General features: G+C 73.8%; 16 protein-coding genes. 5 read left to right on the forward strand and 11 right to left on the reverse strand.

Annotated elements, in window-relative coordinates; all coding sequences use genetic code 11:
* Positions 1–56: 56 nt before the first annotated feature.
* The 5 genes from OG599_RS27900 to OG599_RS27920 form a co-directional block, all read right to left on the reverse strand.
* Positions 57–2,186: a 3-hydroxyacyl-CoA dehydrogenase NAD-binding domain-containing protein gene (locus OG599_RS27900; protein WP_327178719.1), complete on the reverse strand. Its 2,130-nt coding sequence runs from the start codon at positions 2,184–2,186 to the stop codon at positions 57–59.
* Positions 2,183–3,409, reverse strand: coding sequence for a thiolase family protein (locus OG599_RS27905; RefSeq protein ID WP_327178720.1), 1,227 nt, complete (start codon positions 3,407–3,409; stop codon positions 2,183–2,185). The genes OG599_RS27900 and OG599_RS27905 overlap by 4 nt, the downstream gene beginning before the upstream one ends.
* Positions 3,410–3,734: 325 nt before the next feature.
* Positions 3,735–5,015 (reverse strand): ribonuclease D, encoded by a 1,281-nt coding sequence (locus OG599_RS27910; protein ID WP_327178721.1) that lies wholly within the window; start codon positions 5,013–5,015, stop codon positions 3,735–3,737.
* A gap of 113 nt (positions 5,016–5,128) precedes the next feature.
* Entirely contained in the window at positions 5,129–5,791 is a 663-nt protein-coding gene (locus tag OG599_RS27915; protein WP_266710186.1) for a helix-turn-helix transcriptional regulator, read from the reverse strand.
* Between the two features lie 259 nt (positions 5,792–6,050).
* Complete coding sequence (locus tag OG599_RS27920) at positions 6,051–6,710, reverse strand: DUF3000 domain-containing protein (RefSeq protein ID WP_327178722.1); 660 nt, start codon at positions 6,708–6,710, stop codon at positions 6,051–6,053.
* A gap of 92 nt (positions 6,711–6,802) precedes the next feature.
* Between OG599_RS27920 and hemE the strand changes: the two genes are divergently transcribed.
* Positions 6,803–7,876 carry a uroporphyrinogen decarboxylase gene (gene hemE / locus OG599_RS27925; RefSeq protein ID WP_327178723.1) on the forward strand — a complete coding sequence of 358 codons (1,074 nt, stop codon included), beginning with the start codon at positions 6,803–6,805 and terminating at the stop codon, positions 7,874–7,876.
* A gap of 46 nt (positions 7,877–7,922) precedes the next feature.
* On the opposite strand, the gene OG599_RS27930 is transcribed toward hemE, so the two are convergent.
* Together OG599_RS27930 and OG599_RS27935 are read right to left on the reverse strand one after the other, a co-directional pair.
* Positions 7,923–9,308, reverse strand: a complete 1,386-nt coding sequence (locus OG599_RS27930) for an FAD-dependent oxidoreductase (protein WP_327178724.1) — start codon at positions 9,306–9,308, stop codon at positions 7,923–7,925.
* Between the two features lie 80 nt (positions 9,309–9,388).
* A complete protein-coding gene (locus OG599_RS27935) occupies positions 9,389–10,429 on the reverse strand; it encodes a DUF4349 domain-containing protein (protein ID WP_327178725.1) in 1,041 nt (346 codons plus the stop codon).
* Positions 10,430–10,556: 127 nt separating this feature from the next.
* Here OG599_RS27935 and hemG point away from each other — a divergent pair, with 127 nt between their 5' ends.
* The 3 genes from hemG to OG599_RS27950 all read left to right on the forward strand — a co-directional run bounded on the left by hemG (position 10,557) and on the right by OG599_RS27950 (position 14,162).
* The gene (gene hemG, locus OG599_RS27940) at positions 10,557–11,984 is read left to right on the forward strand and encodes a protoporphyrinogen oxidase (protein ID WP_327178726.1); all 1,428 of its coding nucleotides are present in this window, start codon (positions 10,557–10,559) and stop codon (positions 11,982–11,984) included.
* Between the two features lie 138 nt (positions 11,985–12,122).
* A complete protein-coding gene (gene hemQ, locus OG599_RS27945; RefSeq protein WP_327178727.1) occupies positions 12,123–12,836 on the forward strand; it encodes a hydrogen peroxide-dependent heme synthase in 714 nt (237 codons plus the stop codon).
* Between the two features lie 354 nt (positions 12,837–13,190).
* Positions 13,191–14,162, forward strand: coding sequence for a carbohydrate kinase family protein (locus OG599_RS27950; protein WP_327178728.1), 972 nt, complete (start codon positions 13,191–13,193; stop codon positions 14,160–14,162).
* 22 nt (positions 14,163–14,184) lie between these two features.
* On the opposite strand, the gene OG599_RS27955 is transcribed toward OG599_RS27950, so the two are convergent.
* Entirely contained in the window at positions 14,185–15,831 is a 1,647-nt protein-coding gene (locus tag OG599_RS27955; protein WP_327178729.1) for an alpha/beta hydrolase, read from the reverse strand.
* A gap of 135 nt (positions 15,832–15,966) precedes the next feature.
* Positions 15,967–16,767 carry a TIGR04222 domain-containing membrane protein gene (locus OG599_RS27960; RefSeq protein ID WP_327178730.1) on the reverse strand — a complete coding sequence of 267 codons (801 nt, stop codon included), beginning with the start codon at positions 16,765–16,767 and terminating at the stop codon, positions 15,967–15,969.
* Positions 16,768–16,901: 134 nt separating this feature from the next.
* Here OG599_RS27960 and OG599_RS27965 point away from each other — a divergent pair, with 134 nt between their 5' ends.
* A complete protein-coding gene (locus tag OG599_RS27965) occupies positions 16,902–17,423 on the forward strand; it encodes an AAA family ATPase (protein ID WP_327178731.1) in 522 nt (173 codons plus the stop codon).
* Between the two features lie 42 nt (positions 17,424–17,465).
* Here the strand turns inward: OG599_RS27965 and OG599_RS27970 are convergent, their stop codons facing one another.
* Positions 17,466–18,551 carry a TIGR04222 domain-containing membrane protein gene (locus tag OG599_RS27970; RefSeq protein WP_442809716.1) on the reverse strand — a complete coding sequence of 362 codons (1,086 nt, stop codon included), beginning with the start codon at positions 18,549–18,551 and terminating at the stop codon, positions 17,466–17,468.
* Positions 18,552–18,553: 2 nt separating this feature from the next.
* The gene (locus OG599_RS27975) at positions 18,554–19,903 is read right to left on the reverse strand and encodes a DUF692 domain-containing protein (protein WP_327178733.1); all 1,350 of its coding nucleotides are present in this window, start codon (positions 19,901–19,903) and stop codon (positions 18,554–18,556) included.
* Positions 19,904–20,103 lie beyond the last annotated feature (200 nt).

Genomic DNA, 20,103 nt, shown 5'->3' on the forward strand with positions numbered 1-20,103 from the left:
GAGGTGTCCTCCGCACGGCCCGTCCACGTCAGCCGGATGCTGTCCGGCCCCGGGTGTTACGCCGGTACGCTCGCCACGCCCGGCGCCAGGAACGGCTTGCCGTTCACCCGCGCGGAGACGCCCGCCCGGTCCAGGTACGGCGTGATGCCGCCCAGGTGGAACGGCCAGCCCGCACCGGTGATCAGGCAGAGGTCGATGTCCTGCGCCTCGGCGACGACGCCCTCGTCGAGCATCAGGCCGATCTCCTCGGCCACCGCGTCCAGGACGCGGTCACGGGTCTGCTCCTCCGTCAGGACGGTGTCCCCCTGCTTCAGGAGAGCGGCGACCTCGGGGTCCAGCTCCGGCTTCCCGGAGTCGTAGACGTAGAAGCCGCGCTTGCCCGCCTCGACGACCGCCGCGAGGTTCGCGGAGACGGTGAAGCGCTCCGGGAAGGCACGGTGCAGGGTCTCGGAGACGTGCAGACCGATCGCCGGGCCCACCAGCTCCAGCAGGACCAGCGGCGACATCGGCAGACCGAGCGGCTCGACGGCGCGCTCGGCGACGGCGACCGGGGTGCCCTCGTCGATGACGTTCTGGATCTCGCCCATGAAGCGGGTGAGGATGCGGTTGACGACGAACGCCGGGGCGTCCTTCACCAGCACCGCGGTCTTCTTCAGCTTCCGGGCCACGCCGAACGCCGTCGCCAGCGCCGCGTCGTCGGTCCGCTCGCCGCGCACGATCTCCAGAAGGGGGAGGATCGCGACCGGGTTGAAGAAGTGGAAGCCGACGACCCGCTCCGGGTTCTTCAGCTTCGACGCCATCTCGGTGACCGAGAGCGAGGAGGTGTTGGTGGCGAGGATCGCGTGCGCCGGGGCGACCGCCTCGACCTCCGCGAACACCTGCTGCTTGACGCCGATCTCCTCGAAGACGGCCTCGATGATGAAGTCGGCGTCGGAGAAGCCCTCCGCCTTGTCCAGCACACCGGACACCAGGGCCTTGAGACGGTTCGCCTTGTCCTGGTTGATACGGCCCTTGCCGAGCAGCTTGTCGATCTCGGCGTGGACGTAGCCCACACCCTTGTCGACACGCGCCTGGTCGATGTCCGTGAGGACGACCGGTACCTCCAGGCGGCGCAGGAAGAGCAGCGCGAGCTGGCTGGCCATCAGACCGGCGCCGACGACACCGACCTTGGTGACCGGACGGGCCAGGCTCTTGTCCGGAGCGCCGGCCGGGCGCTTGGCGCGCTTCTGCACGAGGTTGAAGGCGTACAGCCCGGAGCGCAGCTCACCGCTCATGATGAGGTCGGCGAGCGCCTGGTCCTCGGCGTCGAAGCCGGCGCCCAGGTCGCCGTCCTTGGCGGCGGCGATGATCTCCAGCGCGCGGTAGGCGGCGGGGGCCGCGCCGTGCACCTTGGAGTCCGCGACGGCCCGGCCGCGCGCGACGGCCTGGTCCCAGGCGTCGCCGCGGTCGATCTCGGCGCGCTCGACGTCGATCTCGCCCTTGAGGACGCCGGCCGTCCACACGAGCGACCGCTCCAGGAAGTCCGCGCCGTCGAAGAGCGCGTCGGCGATGCCGAGCTCGAAGACCTGCGCGCCCTTGAGCTGGCGGTTCTGGTTCAGCGAGTTCTCGATGATGACCGAGACCGCGCGGTCGGCGCCGATCAGGTTCGGCAGCAGCGCGCAGCCGCCCCAGCCGGGCACCAGGCCGAGGAAGACCTCGGGCAGCGAGAAGGCGGGGAGCGCCTTGGAGACGGTGCGGTACGAGCAGTGCAGGCCGACCTCGACCCCGCCGCCCATCGCCGCGCCGTTGTAGTACGCGAAGGTCGGGACCGCGAGGGAGGAGAGGCGGCGGAAGACGGCGTGGCCGCCCTTGCCGATCCGCACCGCGTCCTCGTGGTTCTTCAGGACTTCGAGGCCCTTGAGGTCGGCGCCCACGGCGAAGATGAACGGCTTGCCGGTGATGCCGACGCCGACGATCGAACCCTCGGACGCCTCCTTCTCGACCTGGTCGATCGCGGCGTCCAGGTTGGTCAGCGACTGCGGGCCGAAGGTGGTCGGCTTGGTGTGGTCCAGGCCGTTGTCCAGCGTGATGAGGGCGAACCTGCCCGCGCCTGCCGGGAGGTCGAGGTGGCGCACGTGCGCCTGGGTGACGACCTCGCCCGGGAACAGCTCGGCCGCTCCCTTCAGCAGCTCGGTGGTGGAGCTCACTTGGTGCCTCCGTCGGCGTCGAAGTGCGGGTTCTCCCAGATGACCGTGGCGCCCATGCCGAAGCCCACGCACATCGTGGTGATGCCGTAGCGGACCTCCGGCTGCTCCTCGAACTGGCGGGCCAGCTGGGTCATCAGACGGACGCCGGAGGAGGCGAGCGGGTGGCCGTACGCGATGGCGCCCCCGTACTGGTTGACGCGCGGGTCGTCGTCGGCGATGCCGTAGTGGTCGAGCAGGGCGAGGACCTGCACGGCGAACGCCTCGTTGACCTCGAAGAGGCCGATGTCGTCGATGGTCAGACCGGCCTTGGCCAGCGCCTTCTCGGTCGCCGGGATCGGGCCGTAGCCCATGACCTCCGGCTCGACGCCGGCGAAGGCGTACGACACGAGACGCATCCGGACCGGCAGGCCCAGCTCACGGGCGACGTCCTCGGCGGCGAGCAGCGAGGCGGTGGCGCCGTCGTTGAGCCCCGCCGCGTTGCCGGCCGTGACGCGGCCGTGCGGACGGAACGGGGTCTTGAGGCCCGCGAGGGACTCCATCGTGGTGCCCGGGCGCATCGGCTCGTCGGCGGTGACCAGGCCCCAGCCGGTCTCGCCGGCCTCGGCGTTGGTGCGGCGCACCGAGATCGGCACCAGGTCCTGCTGGATCTTGCCGTTGGCGTACGCCTTGGCGGCCTTCTCCTGCGAGCGCACGGCGTAGGCGTCGGCGCGTTCCTTGGTGATCTGCGGGTAGCGGTCGTGCAGGTTCTCGGCGGTCATGCCCATGAAGAGGGCGGACTCGTCGACCAGCTTCTCCGAGACGAAGCGAGGGTTCGGGTCCACGCCCTCGCCCATCGGGTGGCGGCCCATGTGCTCGACACCGCCGGCCACGACGACGTCGTAGGCGCCGAAGGCGATGGAGCCGGCCGTCGTGGTGACGGCGGTCAGCGCGCCCGCGCACATGCGGTCGATCGAGTAGCCGGGGACGGACTGCGGCAGACCGGCCAGGATTCCGGCGGTCCGGCCGAGGGTGAGGCCCTGGTCGCCGATCTGGGTGGTCGCGGCGATGGCGACCTCGTCGATCTTCGCGGGGTCCAGGTCCGGGTTGCGGCGCAGCAGCTCCCGGATGGCCTTCACGACGAGATCGTCGGCGCGGGTCTCGTGGTAGATGCCCTTCGGGCCCGCTTTGCCGAACGGGGTGCGGACGCCGTCGACGAAGACGACGTCCCGGATGGTACGAGGCACGATGGCTCTCCTCCAGGGTGCGGGATGGCACTGCTGCGGGGCACGCCCGGAAGCGTGCCGCCCGCCCTCATGCTACTCGTGGGTAACCAGACTGCCCACCCCCTGTGGGAGGAGCGTCGAAGGTCACACGTGCCCGGGGCTTCGTGCGGGGACACCAACCTGGCGCGATTTCGATCCTCGCGGTACGCGACGCCGTCCTGGCCCCGGACACGACGACACCCCCGGTCGGCCGTGGAATCGGGTGACCGGGGGTGTCGGGTGTCGTCGTGCGGTGCCGGGACGCCCCGTGCGCCGCGAGGTGCCGGTCGGGCGCCGGACCGGGGCGTCAGGAAGCCGCGCTCTTGTTCAGCGCGTCCAGCAGCAGCGGGGCCACAAGACCGATCTGCCAGCGCCGTGCGCCGTACCCCGCGAGCAGGTCCTCGACCGCGCCCGGGGTGACGCTCTTCGGCGGCTCCCAGCAGACCCGGCGCACGGTGTCCGGGGTGATGAGGTTCTCCGGCGGCAGGTGCAGCCGCTCGGCGAGTTCGGAGACGGCGGCGCGGGCGGCCGAGAGCCGGTCCGCCGCCGCGGGGTCCTTGTCCGCCCAGGCGCGCGGCGGCGGCGGGCCGGTGAGCTGCTGGCCGGGCTGCGGCAGCTCGGACTCCGGCAGCGCCTTCGCGCGGTCCACGGCGGCCTGCCACTGCTCCAGCTGGCGCCGGTTCACGCGGTGCCCGAAACCGGGCAGCGCGGACAGCGCCTGGACGTTGGCGGGCACCGCGAGCGCGGCCTCCACGATCGCCCCGTCGCCGAGCACCTTGCCCGGGGAGACGTCGCGCCGCTGGGCGACCCGGTCGCGGGTCTCCCACAGCTCCCGTACGACGGCCAGCTGCCGGCGCCTGCGCACCTTGTGCATGCCCGAGGTCCGGCGCCACGGGTCCTTGCGGGGCGGGGCGGGGGGCGCCGACGCGATCGCGTCGAACTCCTCGCGGGCCCATTCCAGCTTCCCCTGGCGGTCCAGCTCCTTCTCCAGCGCGTCCCGCAGGTCGATCAGGAGCTCGACGTCGAGCGCCGCGTAGCGCAGCCACGGGTCGGGGAGCGGCCGGGTGGACCAGTCGACGGCCGAGTGGCCCTTCTCCAGCGCGTACCCGAGGACGTTCTCGACCATCGCGCCCAGGCCGACCCGGGGGAAGCCGGCCAGTCGCCCGGCGAGCTCGGTGTCGAACAGGGAGGTGGGGAGCATGCCTATTTCGCGCAGGCAGGGAAGGTCCTGGGTGGCGGCGTGCAGGATCCACTCCGTGCCGGTCAGGGCCTCGCCGAGACCGGACAGGTCGGGGCAGCCGACAGGGTCGACGAGGGCGCTGCCCGCGCCCTCGCGGCGCAGCTGTACGAGATAGGCGCGCTGGCCGTAGCGGTAGCCGGAGGCGCGCTCGGCGTCGACGGCCACCGGGCCGCTGCCGGCGGCGAAAGCGGCGATCACCCGGGCGAGGGCGTCGTCGTCCGCCACCACCGGTGGAATGCCCTCGCGCGGTTCCAGCAAGGGGATCGGCGCCGGGGCGACGTCGTCCGGGGGAGCGCCCCCGGTGGTTCGCAGTGTCGTGTCTGCTGCGGTCTCTTGGGCGTCGGTCACCCGTCAAGGGTATCCGTGTATGCGCGACACCCGACGACGGAACGTTCCGTCGTCGGGTGTCGGGCGCGTAAACCGGCCGGATCCCGCATCCCTGCGGGTGCCGGTGGGGGTGGTCAGTGGATGATGCCGGTCCGCAGGGCGACGGCGACCATTCCGGCGCGGTCTCCGGTGCCGAGCTTGCGGGCGATGCGGGCGAGGTGGGACTTGACCGTGAGGGCGGAGAGGCCCATCGAGACGCCGATGGCCTTGTTGGACTGGCCTTCGGCGACCAGGCGGAGCACCTCCACCTCACGGCCGGACAGTTCGCGGTAGCCGCCCGGGTGGCTCGGGGAACCGGGGGGCCGGCGGTGCATACGGGCGGCGTTGGCGCCGATGGGGGCGACGCCGGGTCGGTTGGGGTGGCCGATGTTGGTACGGGTGCCGGTGACGACGTAGCCCTTGACGCCGCCCGCGAGGGCGTTGCGTACGGCACCGATGTCGTCGGCGGCGGAGAGGGCGAGACCGTTCGGCCAGCCTGCGGCTCGGGTCTCGGACAGCAGGGTCAGCCCGGAACCGTCGGGCAGGTGGACGTCGGCAACGCAGATGTCGCGCGGGTTGCCGACGCGGGGGCGGGCCTCCGCGATGGACGACGCCTCGATGACGTCACGAACTCCGAGGGCCCACAGATGGCGGGTCACGGTGGAACGGACGCGCGGGTCGGCCACGACGACCATGGCCGTCGGCTTGTTCGGGCGGTAGGCGACCAGGCTTGCGGGCTGCTCTAGGAGAACGGACACCAGGCCTCCTGGGGGAGTGGCGGGACGGGCCGGCTCGGGGATGAAGCCGGGGCGAACCGTGCTTGAAGGGTCATTGACCTCTTCGGCAGCAGACCCGTCCTCCTTTAGAGGAAGATCACGATTTGGTGAGTAACAATTCGGACAAATCGGACGCGCGATCGATTGTACGACCATGGGACCGGCGGTCGGCCGGCCCGGTCGGGGAGCGCCGGACGGTGTGCGTCGGTCGGTGTGCGCGGGCGTCGTCCGCCCTCCACCGTTACGAGGCCTGCGGCCCCCGCCGCTGCGGCAGGGTGACCACCGTCGCGTCGGCCGGACCGGACGGCGGCAGGCCCGCGATCTGGCAGAGCAGGTCGCCCCAGGCCGTCAGGTGCCCCGCCGTGTCCGGCACCCCGCCAGGACCGTCGCCGGGCGTCCAGGACGCGCGGATCTCGATCTGGGTCGCGGGCCGGCGGCTGCCCAGCTCACCGAAATAGTGCGACCCCGCCCGGGTGACCGTGCCGCCCGCCGACCCGTAGGTGAGGCCGCGCGCCTCCAGTGCGCCCGTCAGCCAGGACCAGCACACCTCGGGCAGCAGCGGGTCGGCTGCCATCTCCGGCTCCAGCTCCGCCCGTACGAGCGTCACCAGGCGAAACGTTCCCTGCCAGGCGTCGTGACCGGCCGGGTCGTGCAGCAGCACCAGCCGTCCGTCCGCGAGGTCCTCCTCGCCGTCCACGACCACCGCCTCCAGGGCGTAGGCGTGCGGGGCCAGCCGCTGCGGCGGCCTGGTCGCCTCGATCTCCAGCTCGGGACGGAGCCGCGCCGAGCGCAGCCCCTCGACCGCCGACCGGAACCCGGGCGGAGTGGGTTTGCTCTCCGCACCGTCCTTACGGGAAGCGGGGTCGGAATGATCGGAGAACTGTTCCTGCGCCGGAGCCATGCGGGGAAGAGTAGGCGGAACGCGGGCCGCGCGCAGGGAGAGACACCCTGGTGGGACCGTGCACCTTGGGGCTTCGTGCGAAGATTCTGTGCGTGAGTGCCAACGACCGCCCCTCGGGCCAGCTGACCACGACCTCCGCCACCCACGACTCGGCGTTCCTGAAGGCGTGCCGACGCGAACCCGTGCCGCACACCCCGGTCTGGTTCATGCGGCAGGCGGGCCGGTCGCTGCCGGAGTACCTGAAGGCCCGCGAGGGCATCGCGATGCTCGACTCCTGCACGATGCCGGAGCTGGTCACCGAGATCACGCTGCAGCCCGTGCGCCGCCACAAGGTCGACGCCGCCGTCTACTACAGCGACATCGTCGTCCCGCTCAAGGCCATCGGCATCGACCTGGACATCAAGCCCGGCGTCGGCCCGGTGATCGCCGACCCGATCCGCACCCGCGCCGACCTGGCCCGGCTGCGCGATCTGACGCCCGAGGACGTCCCGTACGTCACCGAGGCCGTCCGCATGCTCACCGCCGAGCTCGGCGAGACCCCGCTCATCGGCTTCGCGGGCGCACCGTTCACGCTCGCCAGCTACCTCGTGGAGGGCGGTCCCTCCCGCAACCACGAGCACACCAAGGCCATGATGTACGGCGACCCGCAGCTCTGGGCCGACCTCGTGGACCGGCTCGCGGAGATCACCGGCGCCTTCCTGAAGGTCCAGATCGAGGCGGGCGCCTCGGCCGTACAGGTCTTCGACTCCTGGGTCGGCGCACTGTCCCCCGCCGACTACCGCCGCTCCGTGCTGCCCGCCTCCGCCAAGGTCTTCGACGCGGTCGCCTCCTACGGCGTCCCGCGCATCCACTTCGGCGTGGGCACCGGAGAGCTGCTGGGCCTCATGGGCGAGGCCGGCGCGGACGTCGTCGGCGTCGACTGGCGCGTCTCCCTGGACGAGGCCGCCCGCCGCGTCGGCCCCGGCAAGGCGCTCCAGGGCAACCTCGACCCGGCGGTCCTCTTCGCCCCGACGGCCACGGTCGAGGAGAAGACCCGCGAGGTGCTGGACGCGGCCTCCGGCCTGGAGGGGCACATCTTCAACCTCGGCCACGGCGTCATGCCGTCGATGGACCCGGACGCCCTCACCCGGCTCGTCGGCTACGTCCACGAGCAGACCGCGCGCTGAACGGACCGGGCCGCCCGCGCGGAGCGGGCGGCCCGGCTTCCGTCGCTCAGGCCGAGCCCGCCGCCCGTACCGCCGTGCTCGCCTTGCGGGCGGCCACCAGGACCGGGTCCCAGACGGGGGAGAACGGCGGGGCGTACCCCAGGTCGAGGGCGGTCATCTCCTCCACCGTCATCCCGGCGGTCAGCGCCACCGCCGCGATGTCCACCCGCTTCGCCGCGCCGTCACGGCCCACGATCTGCACGCCCAGCAGCCGGCCGGTGCGGTACTCGGCGAGCATCTTCACCGTCATGGGCGCGGCGCCCGGGTAGTAGCCGGCCCGGCCCGTCGACTCGATCGTGGCCGTCACGAACCGCAGCCCGACCGCCCGGGCGTCCTTCTCCCGCAGCCCGGTCCGGGCGATCTCCAGGTCGCAGACCTTGCTCACCGCCGTACCGACCACGCCCGGGAACGTCCCGTAACCGCCGCCGACGTTGGCGCCGATGACCTGGCCGTGCTTGTTGGCGTGGGTGCCGAGCGCGATGTGCCGGGTGCGCTTCGCCACCAGGTCCAGCACCTCCACGCAGTCGCCTCCCGCCCAGACGTCCTCGTGGCCGACCACCCGCATCGACAGGTCCGTCAGCAGACCGCCGTGCGGCCCGAGCGGCAGCCCGGCCGCGCGGGCGAGCGTGGTCTCCGGCTCCACGCCGATGCCGAGCACCACGACGTCCGCCGGGTACGTCCCCGCTTCGGTCACCACCGCGGACACCCGGCCGTCGGGACCGGTGCGGATCTCCGTGACCGCCGCGCGGTTCACCGTCGTGATGCCGAGGCCGTCCATCGCCCCGTGCACCAGGCGCCCCATGTCCGGGTCGAGGGTGGCCATCGGCTGCTCGCCCCGGTTCAGCACGGTCACCTCGAAACCCCGGTTCAGCATGGCCTCGGCCATCTCGACGCCGATGTACCCCGCGCCCACCACCACCGCGCGCCGCCGGTCGGTGCCCACCCGGTCGAGCGAGTCCAGAAGCGCCTGGCCGTCGTCCAGCGTCTGCACCCCGTGCACGCCCGGGGCGTCGATGCCGGGCAGCGCCGGGCGCACCGGCCGTGCCCCGGTGCCGATCACCAGCTTGTCGTACCCGGTCCAGGACGAGGTACCGGTCTCCAGGTCCACCGCCCGCACACGGCGGCCCGCGAGATCGATCTCCGTCACCTCGGTGCGGGTACGCAGATCGATGCCGCGGGCCCGGTGCTCCTCGGGCGTACGGGCGATCAGGTCGTCGCGCTCGGCCACGTCACCGCCCACCCAGTACGGGATGCCGCAGGCGGAGTACGAGGAGAAGTGGCCCCGCTCGAAGGCCACGATGCTCAGCTCCTCGGGCCCCTTCAGCCTGCGGGCCTGCGACGCGGCGGACATGCCCGCCGCGTCGCCCCCGATGACCACCAGTCGCTCCGTCATGCCAGGTCCCTTCGCCGCAGTGTGCCGACCGACCACGCTAACGGCGTTTCCGGGGTTTCCCCGCGTTCCCCTCTGCGGTCTCAGGGAGTGGGTGTCGTGCCCGCCTCCTCCCGCTCGTCCGCGACAGTGGAGGCGGCGGGAGCGGCGGGGGCAGCGGCCTCCGGGACGCGGCGGCGGCGCACCACCAGCCGCCAGACCACCAGGACCAGGGCGACGGCCGCCAGGAACGGGGCGGTGGCACCGATCGCCATCGCGATCCAGCGCAGCGCCGTGACGAACGCGTCCCACCCTCCGGTCACCGCGTCCCGGAACCCGGGATCGTCGTCCCCGGCGGCGGGGGTCTCCGGCTCGACGAGGTCCAGGGTGATCGTCGCCAGCGAGGTCCGGTCGGCCAGGCTCGCCCGCTGCGCCAGCAGGGACTCCAGGTCCGCCTGACGGCTGCTCAACTCTCCTTCCAGAGCGACGACATCGCTGATCCGTTCCGCCTTCTCCATCAGGGCGCGCACCCGGTCGACGCTCGCCCGCTGGGTCGCGACTCGGCTCTCCACGTCCACGACCTGGTCGGTGACGTCCTTCGCCTCCGAGGTGCGCGACAGCAGCTTGCCCGCACCGGTCAGCCGCTTCAGCACGTCCTCGTACCGGTCCTCCGGGACACGCAGAACGAGGTGAGAGGCGTCGTGGACGTCGTCCACCCGTTCGGTCGACTCGCTCTCCACCAGCCCGCCGCTGCCCTCGGCGGCGGACCGGGCCGCGGCGACCGCCTTCGGGACGCTCTTCACCTCGACGGACATCTCCGTGGTGCGGATGACGTGGGTGGCGGCCGCCGTGACCTTGTCCGCCGCCTTGCCGTCCGCCTTCCCGCCCGCGCTCCCGCCCGTCGTGGAGCGCGCGTCGTCCGATGCCTCCGAGTCGGCCGCGACGTCCGCGTCGCCGCCCCCGCCCCGCACGGCGGCCGCCTTGCTGTCCGAGGCGGAATCGTTCATGCCCCCGTCGTCGTTCGCGCCGCACCCGGCCACCGCGAGCAGGACGACAAGCGCCCCGGCCGCGAGACCCGCCCCCCGGGCGCGAAGGCGCGGACGCGGGTGCTCCGGGTGTCGCCGGGCTCTCTGCGTGGACTGCATGACTGGTCCCCCCAGGCTGGTGAGTCGATGTGTGCCCTTGGACGTACCGGCCCTCCGTCAGGTTTCCCGGAAGCGGTTTCGAAGCAGTCACGGTCGGGACTCGTTCCGGGTTTGAGAGAGTGGACCCATGCAGGGTTCTGAACAGCACGCGCACGCGACCACGCCGCACGTCGTCGTCATCGGCGGAGGGATCGCCGGACTGGCCGCCGCCCACCGGTTGCTCGGCAGTGGGGTACGGGTCACCCTCCTGGAGGCCTCGGCACGGCTCGGCGGGAAGCTCATGACCGGCGAGGTCGCGGGCGTCCAGGTCGACCTCGGCGCCGAGTCGATGCTCGCCAGGCGCCCCGAAGCGGTCGGCCTGGCCCGCGCCGCCGGACTCGGCGACCGCCTCCAGCCGCCCGCCACGGCCGCCGCCTCCCTCTGGACCCGCGACGCGCTCCGCCCGATGCCCAAGGGCCACGTGATGGGCGTACCCGGCGACCCGGAGGCGCTGCGCGAGGTGCTGTCGCCCGAGGGCATCGCCCGGATCGGCCAGGAACGCGAGCTCACCGCGACCGCCGTCGGAGACGACGTCGCGGTCGGCGCGTACGTCGCCGACCGGCTCGGCCGCGAGGTCGTCGACCGCCTCGTGGAACCGCTGCTCGGCGGGGTGTACGCGGGCGACGCCTACCGGATCTCCCTGCGGGCCGCCGTACCCCAGCTCTTCGACATCGCCCGGCAGGGCGGCCCGCTGCTCGACGGGGTGCGCCGGGTCCAGGAGCGGGCCGCGGCCCAGCAGGCGGGCGGGCCCGTCTTCCAGGGCATCGCGGGCGGCCTCGGCACCCTCCCGGACGCGGTGGCCGACACCGTACGGGCCCAGGGCGGCGAAATCCTCACCGCGACCCCGGTGCTCGGCCTGTCGCGTACCGAGGCCGGCTGGGACGTCCGTACGGAGACCCGGGTGATCACCGCCGACGGCATCGTCCTCGCCACCCCCGCCTGGTCCGCCTCCACCCTGCTGGCCGCCGAGTCCCCGGCGGCCTCCGCCGAGCTGGCGGGCGTCGAGTACGCCTCGATGGCCCTGATCACCATGGCGTTCCGCCGCGAGGACACCGACGCGGTGGAGGCGCTGCGCGGGCGCTCCGGCTTCCTGGTGCCCCCGGTCGACGGCCGCACGATCAAGGCCGCCACCTTCTCCAGCAACAAGTGGCAGTGGGTCGCCGACGCGGACCCCGGCCTCTTCGTGCTCCGTACCTCGGTCGGCCGGTACGGCGACGAGGACCACCTGCACCGCGAGGACGACGAGCTCGCCTCGGTCTCCCGCACCGACCTCGCCGCCGCCACCGGCCTCACCGCCGCGCCGGTCGGCACCACGGTCACCCGGTGGATCGGCGGACTCCCGCAGTACCCGGTCGGCCACCTCGCCAAGGTCGACCGCGTCCGGGGCGAGGTCGCGAAGCTGCCCGCCCTGCGGATCTGCGGCGCGGTCTACGACGGCGTCGGCATCCCCGCCTGCGTCGGGAGTGCCCAGCGCGCCGCCGACGAGATCGCGGCCGAGCTGACGGGCCGGCCGTGACGGGGGTCGCCGTCACGGGCACGGCGCGGGAGCTCACGGAGAAGATCACCGGGAAGGTCGCGGGAAAGATCGCGAGGGAGATCATCGCCACGCCGACCCTGGTTCGGGGCACGGAAGACGAGGCGGGACAATAGCCGTATGAGTGCGCCTGAGAAGATCCCGAACGCCGGCAAGAAGGCCAAGGACCTCAACGAGGTCATCCGCTACACCCTGTGGTCCGTCTTCAAGCTGCGCGACGTGCTGCCGGACGACCGCGCGGGCTACGCCGACGAGGTCCAGGAGCTGTTCGACCAGCTCGCCGCCAAGGACATCACCGTCCGGGGCACCTACGACCTCTCCGGTCTGCGCGCCGACGCCGACCTGATGATCTGGTGGCACGCCGAGACCTCGGACGAGCTCCAGGAGGCGTACAACCTCTTCCGGCGCACCAAGCTGGGCCGCGCGCTGGAGCCGGTCTGGTCGAACATGGCGCTGCACCGCCCCGCCGAGTTCAACAAGTCGCACATCCCGGCCTTCCTGGCCGACGAGACGCCGCGCGACTACGTCAGCGTCTACCCGTTCGTGCGCAGCTACGACTGGTACCTGCTGCCCGACGAGGACCGTCGCCGGATGCTCGCCGACCACGGCAAGATGGCCCGCGGCTTCCCGGACGTCCGCGCCAACACCGTGGCGTCGTTCTCGCTCGGCGACTACGAGTGGCTCCTCGCCTTCGAGGCCGACGAGCTCTACCGCATCGTCGACCTGATGCGCCACCTGCGGGCCTCCGAGGCACGGATGCACGTGCGCGAAGAGGTGCCGTTCTACACCGGTCGCCGCAAGGCGGTCGCCGACCTCGTCGCGGGTCTCGCGTAGGGTCCTCTGGTCGGCGTTCTCCCGGGGGCCCTCCCGGAAGACCGCCGACCACCCGCACACCTGGTGGCCCGACTCGCAATGCCGGCGTTTCCCGGCCACCCCCGACCCGGAAGATCAGACGGCGTCCGGACGCGTCCAGCGTCACGGACAGCCGCTCCAGCGACACCGGGTCCGGCTCCGGGTGCGGCTCGCAGCCTGCGTGCCGCACCGGCGTCCTTCCGGGGCGTGCGTGGTCCTCGTGACCCCGCACGCCCCGGGACCCAGGGCCCGCGTCCGTATCTCTCCGCGAGGTTCCGGGGCGCGGCGGCGCGACCGCCTCCCGGGCCGCCCCAGAAGAAAGTCCGAGGCCCGGTCATGACGCCTCCTCCCGTTCCGTCCCTTCCGCCCGTCACCGTCATCGGTGAGGCCGTCGCCGACGCCTTCCTCGGGACGACAGCGCCGGACGGATCGACCCCGCTGACCGTCCACGCGGGCGGCGGCCCCGCCAACACCGCCGTCGCGCTCGCCCGGCTCGGCACCCCCACGCGTTTCGCCGGCCGCCTCTCGAAGGGCCCGCTCGGCACCCTGCTGCGCGAGCGGCTCGCCTCCTCCGGCGTCGACCTCGCCGCCTCGGTCACCAGCGCCCGCCCCGCGACCCTCGCCCTCGCCCGGATCGACGAGAACGGCGGCGCCTCCTACGACTTCTACGCCGAGGCCACCGCGGACTGGCAGTGGACCCCCGCCGAGCTCACCGCGGCCCTCGCGGCCGAACCGCCCTCCGCCTGCGTCCACACCGGCAGCCTCGCCCTCGCGCTCCCGCCGGGCGCCGCCGCGATCGAAGCCGCCCTCGAACACGCCCGGCACACCGCCACCGTCTGCGTCGACCCCAATGTGCGCCCCACTCTGGTCGACGTGGAGCGGCTGCGCTCCCGGCTGCCGCACTGGTGCGCGCTGGCCGACATCGTCCGCGTCAGCGCCGACGACGTGGAGCTGCTGATGCCGGGGACCGGGCCGGACGAGGCCGCCGACCGGTTGCTCGCGGCGGGCGCCGGGCTCGCGGTGGTGACCCTCGGCGGCGACGGGGCACTCGCCCGCACCCGCGGCCTCGACGTCCGGGTGTCCGCGCCCGCGGTGGACGTGGTCGACACGATCGGCGCCGGGGACGCCTTCACGGCCGGGCTGCTGCACCGCCTCGCGGCGGACGGGCTGCTGGGCGGCCGGCTGGACGGCCTGACCGCACCCGCGCTGCGGGCCGCGACGGAGTTCGCCGCCGCGGTGGCCGCGCGCACCTGTGCGGTGGCGGGTGCCCAGCCGCCGTACGCCGCCGAGATGGCGCACTCCGGCTGAGCCGCCGTCCGGTGCGTGACCGTCAGGGGGCCGGGTCGCCCCGCAGGATGCGCTGCGGTCCGGTGCCCCGGGGGATCGCCCGGTTCAGCGAGAGCGCGTTCGGCTCGCGGTGCGGGGCGCACTCGGCGTCCCGCGCGGGCACCCGGCCCGTCAGCAGGTACGTCTCCAGGTGGGCGTTGACGCACGCGTTGTCGGCGCCGCCGATGCCGTGCGAGCCCGCGTCCCGCTCGGTGACCAGCACCGCCCCGCCCAGCCGCCGCCGCAGCTCCACCGCGCCCGCGTACGGCGTCACCCCGTCGCGCTCCGCCGCCAGGACCAGCACCGGCGGGAGTTGGCCGCGCCCGGTCCGTACGTCGGGCGGGTCGTGCCGGGGCCGCGGCCAGGAGGCGCACGGCAGGTTCGCCCAGGCGCCCGCCCAGGCGGCGAACGGGGCCCGGAGGGCCGCCCGGGTGTGGTCCCGGTCCCAGACGCGCCAGTCGGCGGGCCACACCCCGTCGTTGCACTCCACCGCCGTGCGGACCGCGTCGGCGTTCTCGTCGCCCTTCGCCGTGTACGGCCGGGGGGACGCCTGCGTGACCAGCGGCTCCGGGTCGCCCTTCGCGTACGCGGCCAGGGCCGACGCCCGCATCGCCCAGTAGTCGTCGTAGGAGGCGGCGTTCAGGAAGGCCGCCTGGAGCTGGGCGGCCCCGACCGTGCCGCCCGCCGGGTTCCGCGACACCTCGGCCCGCAGGCGGTCGTACCGGTCGCGCACCGCGTCGGCGCTCGTGCCCAGCCCGTACACGTCGTCGTGGCGGGCGACCCAGGACAGGAAGTCCCCGAAGCGGGCCTCCAGGGCCCGCGAGCGGGCCAGCCCCGCCCGGTAGCCGACCCGCCGGGCGTCCGGGTCGAGCGGCGAGTCGAAGACCATCCGGCGCACGTGCGAGGGGAACAGCGTCGCGTACAGCGCCCCGACGTACGCGCCCTGGTCCGTGCCCATGAAGGTCAGCCGCGGCTCGCCCAGCGCGGCCCGCAGCACGTCCAGGTCGCGGGCGCCGTCCAGGGAGGAGTAGTGGCGCAGCGCCGGACCGGCGGCGCGCACGCACCCGTCGGTGTAGGCCCTCGCGAGGACGATCCGCTCCCGTTTGTACGCGTACGAGGGCTGTTGCGGCGCGTCCGTGGGCGTCCCGGCCGCCTCCTCGGGGCGGCGGCAGGAGAGCGCGGGCGACGGGGCGACGCCGCGCGGGGCGTAGCCGACCAGGTCGTAGGCGCGGGCCGTCTTCCGCCAGGCCGCCCACTCGCCGACCAGCGGGAACGTGATGCTCGCGGCCCCCGGGCCGCCCGGGTCGTAGACCAGCGCGCCCTGGCGCTCGGCCGCGTCGCCGGTGGCGGCCCGCCGGCTGACGGCGAGTTCGATCTGCGGCCCGAAGGGGCGCGCGTAGTCGACCGGCACGGTGAAGGTCCCGCACCGCAGCGACTCGGGCAGCATCTCGCTCTCCGGGCAGTCGCCGAAGGCGATCCCCCGCTTCCCCGCCCGCCCGGCGGCGATCACCGTCCCCCAGGCCTCGGGCACCGTGACGTCCGCCCGGGCCACCGCCCCGGCGACCGCGGGTGCGGCCGTGGCGGATGTGGCGGCGGGCAGCGAGGCGAGGACCAGAGCCCCGGCCGTCGCGTACCGCGTGCATACTCTCACCGGTCGGTCCCTTCGTCCTTGCCCGCGAGCCGTCCTGCGGGGAAGAGGATCGTCGGGCGTACGCGGTGGTGGAGTAAAGGACCGCCGGACGGCGTGCGGAAGCGTGTCCCGCGTGACGGACCGGCGCACCCGGTGTCAGCAAGCGTGCCCGGGACCTCCCGTACGACGGCCCGTCAGCGCGGCGCGGAGCAGCGGGTCCTGCACGGCGCGCAGGCCGCGCACGGCGACGGCGGCCAACAGGTGGCGGTGAGTGCCGCGCCCGGGGCCGGACGCCCTCAGCGAGTCGAGCCACAGCTGCCCGGCGGGGGAGGCCCACGGGCTGTACGGATGGTTCTCGATCCGCACGATCAGCAGGCAGCCCACCACGAGCACCAGCGGCAGCGCGAACCAGACGATCGCCGGTCCACCGGGCGAGAGCGACCGGCCCGGGAGAGTCACGGAGGCCAGCGCCAGCACCACGATCAGCACCGCCGTGCGCTTGACCTCGCCGAGCGCCGCCGCCGTCGCGCCGCGCAGCGCGTGCGGCATCGCGAGACCGGCCGCCACCAGGCGGTCGGCCAGCGCGCGTACCGGCTCGGCCGCCGCGGCGGCGGCCCGCACCGGCGCGATCCTCGACTGGCCCCCGGGCCCGATGGCCCGGATCACGGTGCGTTCGACCTCGTCCCGGCCCTGGGGGTCCACCACCGTGGCCCAGCCGGTGTGGGCCAGCAGCAGACTCCGCCGCAGGTGCATGGAGACCAGCGCCAGATCGGCGACCCGCTCCGGACCGCCGGCCAGGAAGGCCGTCTCGTACAGGCTCAGGTCGTACGGCACCGGGTCCTGCCGCCGGGTGGAGGCGGCCGACGGCTGGGCGGCTCTGGCGGCGGCGAGACAGAGCCGCAGGCAGGAGACGGCCGCCGCGGCCCATGCGATCAACAGACATATCAACCAGACCATGTGTGATTTCTATGCGACCGGAGGAGAAGGCGGCCCGGTTCGTTCACCATACGGACACGGATGAGGGGGCGAAGTGGACATCCGCGGTGGTCGTTTCCCGTCCGCGGCCGTGTGGGCCGACGTAGCCTGGGCCGATGATCGTATGGCTCAACGGAACCCACGGTGCGGGCAAGACGACGACCAGCGCCCTCGTGCAGCGGCTGATCCCGGACTCACGGGTACTCGACGCCGAGAAGGTCGGCGAGACCCTCATGGACATCAAGCCCGGGCTGCCCTCGCTGGACAACTTCCAGCACTGGCCGCCGTGGCGCCCGCTCGTGGTCGAGACCGCCCGCCACGTGCTCGACTACACCGGCGGCACGCTGGTGATGCCGATGACCGTGCTGGTCGAGGAGTACTGGCGCGAGATCAGCGCGGGCCTCGCCCGCCACGCCATCCCCGTACGCCACTTCGTCCTCCACGCCGACCAGGAGACCCTGCGCGGGCGCATCGAGGGCGACACCGTCATGGGACCCTCCGAGTTCCGGATGACGTACCTGGAGCCGTACGCCGAGGCGGCCCGCACCTGGCTGCACCGCGAGGCCGAGGTCGTCGACACCACCCGCCTCACGCCCGACGAGACCGCCCGGCGCATCGCGGAGGCCGTGGGGAGCTGAGGGACCGGCTCGGAACGGACGGGGGACGGTCCGCCCCCGCGCTCAGCTGCTCCCGCCCCCGCAGCTCGACCCGCCGCCGCAACTGGAGCTGCTGCCACCGCAACTGGAGCTGCTTCCGCCCCCGCAGCTCGACCCGCCGCCACCGCAACTGGAGCCGCCCCCGCCGCAGCTGGAACCTCCGCTCCCGCAACCGGACCCGCCGACCGCTCCACAGCTCGAACCGGACCCCGAACCGGACCCGGAACCGCAACCGCCGCCCGGGCCCGTCCCCGCGCACCACACCACCGGCACCATCGCGGCGCCCGCCACGCCCGTGGCGTCTCCCCCGTAGTGGTGCGCGGGGGAGTACCCGCCCCGGCGGCCCCGGCCGGGCGACCGGTACCGCGCGGCGGCCGTCAACTGGTCCCGCAGCGCCGGGTCCGCCGACGCGCGGAGACCGTAGGCCGCCACCAGCTGGGCGGGCGATCCGCCCGCGGCGCGGGCCACACGGTACGCCCCCACCGCCGCCAGCCCCGCCTTGGTGATCCGCGCCCGGGCCCCCGCCCCCACCGCCAGACCGGTCACCCCGCCGAAGAAGATCGCGGGCAGCATCTTGACGATGAACGGGACCGGCATCCCGGAGTAGCCGTCGAGGGTCGCGTACTGGACGAAGGTCGCGACCAACGAGACGGGGAAGAGCACGAGAGAGACCACACTCTGGATCGCGCCCCAGCGGCGCCGTCTGCGGAGCTCCTCCGGCCGGGCCAGCAGGCCCCGGGCCGCCAGCCCGTCCCCGATCTCCTGCACGGCGGGGTGGTGCATGACCGCGAGGCGCAGGAGGTGCAGCGCCCCGTTCGGGGCGAGCGCCGACTCGTGCAGGACGGCACGCTCCACCGGGTTCTGGGCCTGCGGTCGCAGCACCGAGACGATGCCCGGTCCGCCGATCACGACGCGCCCGTCGGTGTGCAGGGCGGTGAGGGCGGTGTCCACGACCCGCGCCGGACCGCCGCCGAGGAAGGCCGCCTCGTGGTCGTCGTACACCGCGGCGCCGGAAGCGGCGTCCCGCGGGCCGCTCCGGGCGCGCGCCGAGAGGAGCAGGACGCCGGAGACCACGATTCCGAGTGTCAGCAGCAGGGCGATCAGGTTCATGGTCATCGGTTCCCCCCGGAAGATGCTCTGAGTGCGGTGGTGGACGTGGCGAGCGCGGCCCGCGCCGCACGGACGAACCGGGTCGTGCGCCGGGGCGGCCGTGCCCCCGCACGCTCCTGCCACCAGTGGGTCAGCCGCAGCCGGGCCGCGTCGTCGGCGGGCTCGCCCGCGACCAGCAGGTACTCGGCGAAGGCGAGCGCGTCACGGCGGTAGCCGGAGGCCGGCGCACGGCCCTCGGCATAGCGGAGGAACGCGGCGCGGTACCCGGCTCCGAGGATCTCCGGCAGCTCCGGCGCCACCTTCGCGACGATGCCCGCCCGCTTGGCGGCCAGCGCCCGGCTCTGTACGCCCAGCCGATCCGCGTCGAAGCCGGCCGGGGCGGGCGCTCCGGCGACCAGCGAGGCGAGCAGGCCGCTCTGCGCCCCGGCCAGACGTTCACGTGCCCCGGCCAGGGGGTCACGTGCCCCGGCCGTCGTCGCCCCGGTCCCGGCCGCCGCCGTCCGCGCCGGAGTGTTCGTACGGACCGTCCGCCGCGCCGCTTCCAACGTCCCGCGGATCATGGCGAGTTCGCCGGCCAGCTCCTCGGCGGGCGGGAAGTCGTCGTCGCGTTCCAGCAGCACACCGGGCGGGTCCACCCGGGAGCGCAGCTCCGCCAGGACGTCCAGCACCGGGGCCGTCACCGGATGGGCGTGCGTGTCGTGCCAGACGCCGTCCTTCTCGACGCCGCCCGCCACATGGACGTACGCGATGGCCTCCACCGGCAGTTCGTCCAGCGCCGTCGCGGGGTCCTCGCCCCGGTTGACGTGGTTGGTGTGGAGATTGGCCACGTCGATCAGCAGTCGGACCCCCGTCCGCTCGACCAGCTCGGCCAGGAACTGCCCCTCCGTCAGCTCCTCGTCCGGCCAGTTGACCAGCGCCGCGATGTTCTCCAGCGCCAGCGGCACCGGCAGCGCGTCCTGGGCGATCCGCACGTTCTCGCACAGCACGTCCAGGGCGTCCCAGGTCCTCGGTACGGGGAGCAGGTGGCCCGCCTCCAGCGCGGACGAACCGGTGACCGGCCCCCCGGCCCGTACGAACGCGACGTGCTCCGTCACCAGCGGCGCACCGAGCAGCTCCACCCGCGCCGCCAGGTCCGCCAGCCGCCGCGGATCGGGGCGCTCCGCGCCACCGAGCCCCAGCGCCACCCCGTGCGGCACGACCGTGACGCCCCGCGCCCGGAGCCGTACCAGCGAGTCGGGCAGATGGTCCGCGCAGAGGTTCTCCGCGACGGCCTCCACCCACTCGACGCCCTCCAGCGCCTCCACCGCGTCCGCGATCTCCGGACGCCAGCCGATCCCGACACCGAGCCTCATGACGCTCCCCCTTCCCGGGCGATCCGGTCGCTTCCCTTTGATCCGCTGCCCCCGGATTCGCCGCCCGTGGAGAGGTGATGACCCCGGCGCGACGCGGCGAACCCGAACGGGGAGACGTTCAGAGCAGGATTTGAGGTTGCGGGGGACAGCGGGGGGTGGTGACGCGATCGTGCTCCCTGCTCCGGAGGTGCCTTCGTGTT

The organism is Streptomyces sp. NBC_01335 (genome assembly GCF_035953295.1).
GTDB lineage: Bacteria > Actinomycetota > Actinomycetes > Streptomycetales > Streptomycetaceae > Streptomyces.